General features: G+C 66.9%; 2 protein-coding genes and 1 pseudogene. 2 read left to right on the top strand and 1 reads right to left on the bottom strand.

Translation table 11 applies throughout. The features are described 5' to 3' along the window. Window positions 1–3: 3 nt before the first annotated feature. On the top strand, window positions 4–855 hold the full coding sequence (locus tag MET2598_RS0130300; protein ID WP_012333623.1) for an amidohydrolase family protein: 852 nt from the start codon (window positions 4–6) through the stop codon (window positions 853–855). 375 nt (window positions 856–1230) lie between these two features. After that, window positions 1231–2331 (top strand): IS110 family transposase, encoded by a 1101-nt coding sequence (locus MET2598_RS0130305; RefSeq protein ID WP_012333622.1) that lies wholly within the window; start codon window positions 1231–1233, stop codon window positions 2329–2331. Window positions 2332–2776: 445 nt separating this feature from the next. On the opposite strand, the pseudogene MET2598_RS37645 reads toward MET2598_RS0130305, so the two are convergent. Then, window positions 2777–6589 (bottom strand): annotated as a pseudogene (locus MET2598_RS37645) (NAD-glutamate dehydrogenase); the annotation flags it as partial. Window positions 6590–6695 lie beyond the last annotated feature (106 nt).

The following is a 6695-nucleotide window of genomic DNA, read 5'->3' on the forward strand; positions in this document are numbered from 1 at the left end:
CACATGATCATCGATTTTTCGAGCCGGCCGCCGCTGCCGGAATTCAGCCGGCAGGCGGGTCATCTCGCGAACTACCGGCGGGTCTACCAAGCGAGCGAAGCGAAAGTGTCGAAGGAGACCGGGCCGGAGGCGCTGAAGGCCTACCTCGCGGCCTACGATGCCGTCGATGCGCGTCATGTCGTGGTCAAGGCGCGCGACCTTGAGACGACCTTCGGCTTCAAAATCGCAAACGAGGATGTTGCGGCCTTCTGCACGGCGCAGGGCGGCCGGTTCGTCGGCTTCGCGGGCGTGGACCCCCACAAGGGCATGGACGCGGTGCGCGAGCTGCGCCGTGCTGTCCGGGACCTTGGGCTGAGAGGACTCAACATCCAGTGCTTCGAGCACAGGCTCGCGCCCAACGACAAGCGCCTCTACCCACTCTATAGTGCCTGCATCGACCTCGACATCCCGGTCAACATCCATACCGGGCTCAACTTCTCGACCGAGAGCCTGATCGAGTACGGGCGGCCTTCTCACCTCGACGAAGTGATGACTCACTTTCCCGAGCTCAGGGCCTGCGCCTCGCCGCCAGGCTGGCCGTGGGTGCAGGAGCTGATCGCGGTCGCGTGGCGACATCGGAACCTTCGCATCGGCGTTGTCGCGATCCGGCCGAAGCTGCTGACCACCTCCCAATCGGGCTACGAGCCCCTTCTGGCGTTCGGAAGCCGCAATCTTCAAGATCAGTTCTTGTTCGGCACCGGCCACCCAATGCTGCCCATCGAGCGGACCGTTGCGGAGCTCGACGCTCTCCCACTTACGAATATGGTGCGGCGCAAATGGGCTTACCAGAATGCCGCAGATTTCTTGCGTATCTGAAATAGCAATACCCACGACAAGAAGCTGATTTTTTGCCACCTGATCTCGACTTTGGCCAATCACCACGGCCTGGCGGACCGTATCCTCCTACACGTCCGAGCATACCGAAGGAGTTTCGTGCGCTCACGCAGTCCACGGCACATCGTGGAAATTCCTGACAGGCGTATTACAAGCTCGCCTCGGATTACCGCTGCTCGTTACTGTAACCGGGCTGGATTGCTTCCGGCGCATCGGCGGAATGAAGTCGCTTGCTGGCCCTGCTCCTGACCACGTGCGTAACCCGAGGCCGCCGACCGCGGATTGGCCAAAGATACCATGCAGGAAGCTGGAGCTTGGATCATCCTCCAACTTCCTGAAATCGGACCGGAGTTGGCCATGTCTGACCGCGAACAGATCCAGACGAACCTGCCTGACCTTGCTGTGTTCGTGACGCTGGAACTCAGCAAGTCGGCCAGGTTCCTGGCCGCGCAGGCCATCCCGAGTGGGAAGACCTCGGCACACCGGCTCAGCGGCGGAGATGTGGAGGGTCTGCTCGCTCTGCTGCGCCGCCTGCAAGCCCGCGAACAGCGCAGCTCTGGCCGGGAGTTGGCGGTCATCCTCGGCTACGAGGCTGGTTACGACGGCTTCTGGCTGCAGCGCCGCCTCGCGGCCGAGGCGATCACCTGCTTCGTCATAGATCCCGGCAGTCTCCAGGTGGACCGCCGTGCCCGACGGGCCAAGACCGACCGACTCGACGCGGCCATGCTGCTCCGAGCTCTCATGGCGTGGTGCCGCGGCGATTACGCCGCCTGCCGCATGGTTCAGGTGCCCTCGGTCGAACGCGAGGATGCCCGGCGCACCCATCGCGAGCGGCAGCGCCTGATCGCCGAGCGGGTTCAGCACGTCAGCCGGATCAAGGGCCTGCTCGCGACACAAGGCGTGTACACCTTCCAACCGCTGCGCCGGGATCGTTCGGAGCGGCTGGCAGAGGTCCGCACCGGCGATGGGCGCGAGCTGCCTCAGCGCCTGCGCGGTGAGGTCGAACGTGAGTTCCGGCGGCTGGAACTCGTGCTCGAGCAGATCGCGGCAGCCGAGGCTGAGCGGGACGCCGCCGCGGCCAATCCCGCGATCGAGGACGCCGACGCCGAGAAGGTGGTGCGTCTGGCCCGTCTCGGCGGCATCGGCACCGAGTTAGCCACGGTGCTGGTGCGCGAGGCGCTGTACGGGCCATTCGACAACTGCAAGCAGGTGGCCGCCTACGCTGGCCTCACGCCAAGCCCATACGCCAGTGGCGACCGTCAGCGTGACCAGGGCATCTCGGAGGCCGGCAACCCGCTGCTCCGCAAGTCGATGATCGAGTTGGCTTGGCTGTGGCTGCGCTATCAGCCGGGTAGCGGGCTGGCCCGCTGGTTCGTCGAGCGGGTCGGCACGGGACGCGGGCGCATCCGCAAGATCACGGCGGTCGCCCTGGCGCGCAAGCTGCTGTTCGCCCTATAGCGCTACCTCGCCACTGGGCTGGTTCCGAGGGCGCGCACCTGAAGGGAGCCTGAGGATCGAGGTTCGTCCGCCGGGCCGATAGACGGCACGTCGGGCGAGCGGGGCAGGTGTGTGACCGGAGCTCGACGGGGTTTGCTGCCGTCGCCAAAGATGGGTCCCGCCGCCTTCAGCCGGTGCGCCTCGCATGAGGCACCTTGGTCAGGAACGTCCTGTTCCGCCGGATACGAGTGGATCCGCGGGCCCAGCGCCCGCACAACATCCCGGCTCCCGCCCGTCCGAAACGGTCGTTGCCACCTTGCGGAAACGCCTCATAAGTGTCGAGCTCAGGTTTGTGGCGGTTGGTCGGGTACCATCACGGCGACGGCGGCGGTCGCCAGGCCCTGCCGCCGCATCTTCTGCGCCGCATAGAAGACGAGCGTGTGTTGCACTCGTCGGTGTGAGTGAACTAGCCCCGCACGAGGTCACCGAGCAGGCTCGCTGCCACGGTCGTTTTCGAGAGTGTGAGTCCCGAGGCGGCGATGGCGTCTACTGTGTCGCGGATCCGGGTGCGCGCGGAGCCGCGCGCCCGGATCCATGCCGATACCGCTTCTGGGCCGGCGCCGATGTCTGCAATCACCTCCGCCGTCAGCTTGCGGTGGGCGCTCGCGATCCCCGTCACCGCCCGGTCCAAAGCGACCCGGTCGAATGTGTCAGCGACAGCCACCGTCCGCGCCGCGGCGGCAAGGTCGCCGAGGCGGAAGGCGTGCTCTATAGCGAAGTGAGTTGCCGCCACCTCCTCAACCGGCCGGCCGCTAACCTCGGCGACGCGCACGATGTCGGGAGCCGAGACCATCGCAGTGAGCGAGGCGAGCCGCCTGGCTTGCACCGGGGCCATGCCCGCCCCGGTCAGCTCCGCCACTCTTGCCTCGATCACTGCCCACGCCTCCTCGCCGAGCACCTTGGGCAAAGCTGCCTCGACGGCCGCAACGCCGTCGCGGTAGCGAGCGATGATCGGCGATAGTCCGACCGCGAGGTCGAGGTTGCGAATGAACCAGACGATGCGATTGGCGAGTAGGTCCTGCACCTCGGCGTAGAGGCTAAGCTGCGCCTGGCCCCCAATCCGCCCCCCGAGTCCGTCGATCGCGAGGTTCAGCTCCATTAGCCCGAAGGCGTCCCGCGTCACCGCGTAGGCCTTGGCGATAGCCGCCGCGTCCGCTCCCGTGCTGTCTACAAGTCGCGTTACGAGGGAGGGGCCGCCGCGATTGACGATGATGTTGGCGAGCGCCGTCGCGATGATCTCTCGGCGCAGCCGGTGACCCTTCACTTCGTGCGGAAAGCGCTCACGCAGCGCTTTTGGGAAATAGCGCTGCAACTCTCGGTTGAAGTACAGATCGTTCGGCACTGTGCTGTCGAGGATCGCATCATGCAGCCACAGCTTGGCGTAAGCGAGCAGCACCGCATATTCCGGCCGCGTCAGCCCCTCACCGCGGCGCATGCGCTCGGCGAGCGCTGCGTCGTCAGGCAGAAACTCCACCGCCCGGTCAAGGCGGCCTTCCGCCTCCAAGGCCTGCATAGTCCGCATCGCGAAGCCGGTCTCGCCGACGCCACCGTGCAGCGCCAGCGACAGGGCGAGCGTCTGCAATTCGTTGTTGCGCAGGACAAGGCGGCTGACCTCCTCCGTCATGTCAGCGAGCAGCGCGTTGCGGGACTTATCGGTGAGCCGCCCGTCGCGCTCCGGGCCCATCAGCGCGATCTTGATGTTCACTTCCACGTCTGAAGTGTTGACTCCAGCCGAGTTGTCGATGGCGTCGGTGTTGAGCCTCACGCCCCTGCGCGCCGCCTCGATGCGCCCGCGCTGCGTCAGCCCGAGATTAGCGCCCTCGCCGACCACCCGCGCCCGCAGGTCCGTGCCCGTCACCCGGATGGCATCGTTGGCGCGGTCGCCCGCCTCGTCGTCGGTCTCGCTCGTGGAGCGGACGTAGGTGCCGATGCCGCCGAACCAGAGCAAGTCGGCAGGGGCCTTGAGAATCGCCTGCATTAACTCGGCCGGTGTTACCTCGCTTCGGTCGAAGTGGAGCGCCGCCTGGGCTTCTGGCGAAAGCGGGATCGTCTTCAGCAAGCGGGAGAACACGCCGCCGCCGGCCGAGATCAGCGACCGATCGTAGTCCACCCAGGACGAGCGGCCGAGATCGAACAGCCGCTTGCGCTCGGCGAAGCTTCGCGCAGCGTCGGGGTTCGGGTCGAGGAAGATGTCACGATGGTCGAAGGCTGCCAGCAGCCGGAGGGTCGGCGACAGCAGCATGCCGTTGCCGAACACATCGCCGGACATGTCGCCAACGCCGACCACGGTGAAGGGATCGGATTGGGTGTCCACGTCCATCTCGCGGAAGTGGCGCTTGACCGCCTCCCAGGCGCCCCGCGCAGTGATGCCCATGCCCTTGTGGTCGTAGCCCTGGCTCCCGCCCGACGCGAAGGCGTCCCCGAGCCAGTGGCCGCGCTCCAGCGAGATGGCGTTCGCCACGTCCGAGAAGGTCGCGGTGCCCTTGTCCGCCGCGACCACGAGGTAAGCGTCGTCGGCGGGATCGTGCCGCACGGTGTCCTTTGGAGGCGCGATGGCGCCGTCAATGATGTTGTCGGTGAGCGACAGCAGCGTGCGGATGAAGATCCGGTAGCTCTCGGTGCCCTCCGCCATCCAGGCCTGGCGGTCGGAGGCCGGCGGCAGGCGCTTGGGGAAGAAGCCGCCCTTGGCGCCCACCGGCACGATCACGGCGTTCTTGACCTGCTGCGCCTTCACGAGGCCGAGGACCTCGGTGCGGAAATCCTCCGGCCGATCCGACCAGCGCAGGCCCCCGCGGGCGACGTAGCCGAAGCGCAGGTGCACGCCCTCGACGCGCGGCGAGTAGACGAAGATCTCGAAGAGCGGCCGCGGCAGCGGCATTCCCACGACTTTCGCGCAGGCGAACTTGAAACTGATCGTGTCGCGCGGGCCTCCTTCCTCAGCCACCTGGAAGAAGTCCGTACGCAGGGCCGCTTCGACAAGGTTCACGAAGCGGCGCAGGATCCGATCCTCATCGAGGCTGGTGACACCGGACAACGCAGCCTCGATCTCGGCCCGCGCCACAGCTTCGGCTGCCACCCGGTCGCCTGTAGCAGCCGGATCGAACCGGGCGCGAAACAGGGCGACGAGCCCCTTGGCGATCACCGGGTGCCGCGCGAGCGTGCCAGCGATGTAGTCCTGCCCGTAGCGGATGCGGAGCTGGCGCAAGTACCGCCCGAGCGCTCGCAGCAGCGCCGCCTCGCGCCATGGCAGGGCGGCCTCAAGGACAAGGCGGTTGTAGCCATCGGACTCGGCGAGCCCATCGGCGACTGCCAGCATAGCCTCTTCGAGCACCGCCGCCTCGGCGAGGCTTATATCCGCACCCGTGGCACGCTCCAGGAGCATGTCATATAGCCAGACGCGGTCACCCTCGCCGACGCCAGAGGGCCGCACCTGGTAGGTGCGTTCGTTGATTACCCGGAAGCCCAGGTTTTCCAGGGCCGGCACGCGGTCGGACAGGGCAATCGAGGTGCCGCGCGAGAAAGCTTTGAGGCGGATCTGGTTCGCGGGATCGGTATCGCGGCGACCGATGTCGACTGCCCGCGGCCGGTCGGCCTTCAAGCGTTCGAGGATCGCGACGTCAGCGACCGCTACCTCCGGCAAGTAATTGTCACGGTATGCGACGGAGAATGCCTCGGCATAGCGCGCGGCCAACATGCGAGCACGGGCGCCGTCGCTGAGCGTGCCCAGCGCCGCGCGCAGGCTGTCGCCCCAGGTGCGCACGATCCCCGCGATCTCGGCCTCCAGCGCGCTGGGATCGCGCTCCGGCACGCCTGGCTCGGACAAGCCGATGATGTAGTGGGTTCGCGCCAGCGGCCCCTCAGGGAAATCCGGGTAGGCCGCGGAGAGATGGCCGCCGTAAGTCTCGGCGAGGTGGGCACCGATCCGGGCGCGCACAGTCGAGTCGTAGCGGTCTTTCGGCACGTAGACGAGCAGTGAGACGAAGCGGCCAAACTGATCCGGTCGCGACAGCACACGCAGGCGCGGCCGATCGGCAAGGCTTGCAATCGCCAGGGTGAAGTGGGTCAGCCGGTCGAGGTCGATCTGAAACAGTTCGTCGCGCGGATAGGTCTCCAGCACCGCGAGCAGGCTGCGCCCTGCATGGCTCGTCGGGTCGAGGCCAGCGCGATCGGCCGCCGCCGCCGCCTTGCGGCGCAGGATCGGCACCTCGTGGGCGGGATTGGGGACTGTCAGGAATTTCGTGTGGGGCGGCCATAGTGAACCCGAAGGAGGTTCCCGATGGCACGACGCAAAGCGCCCCGCATCCCTGATGCGATCTTGGACCAGT

Source organism: Methylobacterium sp. WSM2598 (assembly GCF_000379105.1).
In the GTDB taxonomy this organism is placed as follows: domain Bacteria; phylum Pseudomonadota; class Alphaproteobacteria; order Rhizobiales; family Beijerinckiaceae; genus Methylobacterium.